The sequence below is a fragment of the Intestinibacter sp. genome (assembly GCF_022780145.1).
Taxonomy (GTDB): Bacteria; Bacillota; Clostridia; order Peptostreptococcales; family Peptostreptococcaceae; genus Intestinibacter.
This window is the reverse complement of the sequence record NZ_JALEXO010000042.1, coordinates 1-3056: the sequence shown is the minus strand read 5'-3', so window position 1 is coordinate 3056 and position 3056 is coordinate 1. Positions and strand designations below refer to the sequence as shown.

The window sequence follows — 3056 nt, the reverse complement described above, 5'->3', positions numbered from 1 at the left end:
CATCCTTTGTCCCACCTATAATCTCAAATTCATATTTTTCAGATTCATTTTTATTTACAAGAACTATTTCTGTAGTTCCCCCTGACATATGAACTGCTATAAATCTATTTTCATTAGATAAAGTTTTTCCTAATAAACTAGATTTAATATGGTTTTCTTGATGTGTAGTTTCAAAGCATAGGCAATCATGTGTTACACTCAATAATTTTGCTACATTTAATCCCACAGTAAAAACAGGCATATAAGATCCTTTTATCGGTCTAGGTGTTTTAGAAGCGCATACACCAACTATATCGTAGTTTTTTAATTTATGACCTATATTTTCGCTTATTTTTCCTATATTTGATACATGCTGAAAAACAGCTTCACTTTGTCTAAGTCCTTTAGAATTTTTATCTACTTGAAGCATTATTTTCTCATTTAAAATTATTTCTTTATTTAAAGAGATAGCTGCTATAGAAGTTGTATAGCAGCTAGTATCTATTCCTATTACAATATTATCTTTCTTTGATTTCATCTACAACACTTCCTAAAATTCCGTTTATAAATTTAGGTGTCTTCGCTTCACAATACATTTTTGCAAGATCTATAGCTTCATTTATAGAAACCTTATCTGGTATATTTAAATCAGATAACATTTCTGATATTGCTATTTGTAGTATTGATAAATCTATTTTTGAAAATCTATCTATAGACCAATTTTTAGCGTTGTTTTCTATTAATTCATTTATATAATCGATTTTATCTCTAAATACCTCACACATTTCATCTAGATAAACTCTATCGACGCAATCATTTACTACAGTCCCTTCAAATTCTACATCTTTATCTGAATAATTTAAAACTAATTCTTCATATCTATTAACTATGTATTCCTCGTTGTTTTCTAAGAATGTGTCGATTTCATTATTTAAATCAGTTATATCTCCATTTGATATATAAGTTTGGTACATTAATTTCATTAAATATTCTCTACTCGTTTCTCTTTTTTCTCTTCTATTTTTCATGTTCATCCTCCTTCAGTCTTATTATACACTATAATGCAATAAAAAAACCCCCTGATTTTCAGAGGGTTTTAATTTATTCATTACTCTGCTATTGTTATTTCTTCGTCTTCACTTTCTCCATCTTGTCCTGCTTCTTTAGCAGCTTTTTTAGCTTCTTTAGCTAATCTAGCTTCTTCTTTTTTAGCAGCCTTAGCTAGTCTAGCTTCTTCTTTCTTTTGAGCTTTAGCTTCTTCTTTTTCTGCTTTTTCTTTATAGAAAGTAATACCTTGAACATGTACGTTTACAGTTGATACTTCTAAACCAGTCATTGTTTCTACTGTATTTTTAACATTTTCTTGTATTTTGAAAGCTGTATCTGGTATAGATTCTCCAAATTCTATGTTAACATATATGTCTAAGATTATTTGTTCGTCTTCTATTTGAATTTTTACACCGTTATTTTTAAGTAGTTTATCAGTTATTGTAGTTATTGTCTCTACGTTTTCAACCTCTAAAGCTGCTAATCCAGCGATTGTTACTATGACTTCATTTGATATTTTAACTTGTCCTAAATTATTATTTTCCATGACACACTACCCCCTATTTTTAGGCTATTATTTATTATATAATATCAAATCCTTATATAATTTGCAAGAAATAAGACTTAATTTTATTATAAACCAATCTAATCAATTTATTCTAAAATTTAATATTTATCTATTATTTGTTAGTTTAATATTTTCTCGATCGATATCTGATTGCGACCCTATTAGCTCAAATATTTTATTGGCATCGTTTTGTGTTATTTCTTTCATATTTACAACTACGTTTACTTTTCCTTCATTTATATAAACAATCGCATCCTTATACCCCTTCGCTAATAGTAGATTTTCAAGCTGCAATTCCTTGTCTGAGTTTTTCACCATTTCTACCTTCATATTTGATGCTTCTATTTTCGCTTCATCAGTTGTAGATGGATTATTTATTATTTCATTTAATTTTTCTGTGAGCTCATTTCTTTGTTTTTCTCTAGTCATCTTCATGTCTACTATATATGTATCACTCTCTACATTTTCTTTTGAATTTAAAGTATCTTCTATTTGTTTACTAGTTTCCTTAGCTATATTTTCTAACTCACTATTTTCTTTACTAGCTTCAGTTGTTTTTTTATCGTTTTTGTCTTCAACTGTAACCTTCCCTTTTATACTATCTACAACGGTGTCTTCTTCAGATGAATTCTTATCTATCTGCGCCTGTTCATATGCCTTAAATTCATCTGAAACACTTAATGCAGAGTCTTTGCTCAGTTTATAATTAACTACTCCAACTGCAATTAACATCATACTCAATGAAACTACTACAAAGCCTCTGTTTTTATAATTAAATCTCATCAAACCCCTCCATTTTTATATATTAATTTCTCTATTTAGCATATACTTGAACTTGATGACCTGATATTTGAAGTGCTGTTTGAACAGCCTCGTACAATGTCTCCTTGACCTGAGGATCATTTGCGCCACTTGCCACTACTAAAACGCCTTTTATTTTAGCCTCTTTAGTTTTTATGACTATAGGCTTTGAAGAATCCGATGTCACCATTGTCTTATTTTCACTCGATGTCTCAACTGTTCTTTCGCCGCCTGAAGAATCTGTCTCTGATGTAGTTTCCTTTGTAGAATTTGAATTATATGCTGGCTCTATCTCCTCGCTATTGTCATAGGTTATCATTACAGATACATCTCCTGATCCATTTATTTGCTTTAGTATATCGGTTAATCTTGACTCTAAATCCTCCTTTTCAGCTTCAGCCTCGTCATTTTGTAGCTGTTCATTAGTTTGGGTTTCACCGCTTACAGCCTCTTGGTTTGTATTATTTCTATTTTGAAGAAAATTAATTAGCAATAAACTAACCAAACATACCAATCCTAGTGACAATAGAGTTATTAATTTTTTCTTTTCCTTTTCATTTAAATCTAATTTTTTAAACATAAGTTTCTCCCCTATTAATCAATTTCAATTTTATCAATTGATACTTCTAATATTTTTATCAAATCGTCTTTTATAGACTTC

General features: G+C 29.5%; 4 protein-coding genes and 1 pseudogene. All 5 read right to left on the bottom strand.

The features are described 5' to 3' along the window. A pseudogene (locus MR593_RS01615) lies at positions 1-517 on the bottom strand (O-sialoglycoprotein endopeptidase); the annotation flags it as partial. Continuing rightward, complete coding sequence (gene nusB / locus MR593_RS01610; RefSeq protein WP_290686272.1) at positions 498-1007, bottom strand: transcription antitermination factor NusB; 510 nt, start codon at positions 1005-1007, stop codon at positions 498-500. The pseudogene MR593_RS01615 and the gene nusB, both read right to left, overlap by 20 nt. 80 nt (positions 1008-1087) lie before the next feature. After that, a complete protein-coding gene (locus MR593_RS01605) occupies positions 1088-1573 on the bottom strand; it encodes an Asp23/Gls24 family envelope stress response protein (RefSeq protein WP_290686269.1) in 486 nt (161 codons plus the stop codon). A 126-nt stretch (positions 1574-1699) separates the two neighbouring features. Next, positions 1700-2377 carry a SpoIIIAH-like family protein gene (locus tag MR593_RS01600; RefSeq protein WP_290686267.1) on the bottom strand — a complete coding sequence of 226 codons (678 nt, stop codon included), beginning with the start codon at positions 2375-2377 and terminating at the stop codon, positions 1700-1702. 31 nt (positions 2378-2408) lie between these two features. Then, positions 2409-2975 carry a stage III sporulation protein AG gene (locus tag MR593_RS01595; RefSeq protein ID WP_290686265.1) on the bottom strand — a complete coding sequence of 189 codons (567 nt, stop codon included), beginning with the start codon at positions 2973-2975 and terminating at the stop codon, positions 2409-2411. Between the last annotated feature and the right edge of the window lie 81 nt (positions 2976-3056).

Bases quoted from the DNA above. Each gene is read 5' to 3' on its own strand.
- nusB (WP_290686272.1), bottom strand. From the start codon at position 1,007: ATGAAAAATAGAAGAGAAAAAAGAGAAACGAGTAGAGAATATTTAATG.
- MR593_RS01600 (WP_290686267.1), bottom strand. From the start codon at position 2,377: ATGAGATTTAATTATAAAAACAGAGGCTTTGTAGTAGTTTCATTGAGT.
- MR593_RS01595 (WP_290686265.1), bottom strand. From the start codon at position 2,975: ATGTTTAAAAAATTAGATTTAAATGAAAAGGAAAAGAAAAAATTAATA.
- MR593_RS01605 (WP_290686269.1), bottom strand. From the start codon at position 1,573: ATGGAAAATAATAATTTAGGACAAGTTAAAATATCAAATGAAGTCATA.